Source organism: Priestia sp. SIMBA_032 (assembly GCF_046535215.1).
Classification (GTDB): Bacteria; Bacillota; Bacilli; order Bacillales; family Bacillaceae_H; genus Priestia; species Priestia aryabhattai.
In genome coordinates this window covers 1-299 of sequence record NZ_JAWRXD010000408.1, presented here as the reverse complement: position 1 = coordinate 299, position 299 = coordinate 1, and the positions used below count along the sequence as shown (strand labels likewise).

At 64.9% G+C, this 299-nt stretch carries 1 protein-coding gene; it reads left to right on the top strand.

Annotation, left to right across the window (positions count from 1 at the left end):
- Positions 1–251, top strand: a 251-nt coding sequence (locus tag SB717_RS34945) for a hypothetical protein (protein ID WP_410907477.1), incomplete at its 5' end; no start/stop codon positions are given.
- Between the last annotated feature and the right edge of the window lie 48 nt (positions 252–299).

The window sequence follows — 299 nt, the reverse complement described above, 5'->3', positions numbered from 1 at the left end:
GGCACAAGAGTGCATACGGCGAAGAGGGTCAGCGCCACGAGATAAACGCCGGCACCGACGCAGCCGACAGCCTGAAGCACTCTGTCAGCGAGCCGCAGGACGGCGAGGCTCACTGGCCGATCTCGGCCGCTCACCAACGGAGGAACGCCCATTCGCGACCTCCAATCACTCCTCTGTTTTACGCCGACGCCCGATGTGCGCTCGGAAAGGGATGCCCTGCGCTCGGCATCATCCTGATGGCCAGATTCTAGGTCAGCGGCGATGAGAGAGGGTGGCAGGTCCCCCCGAACCTGCCCCCC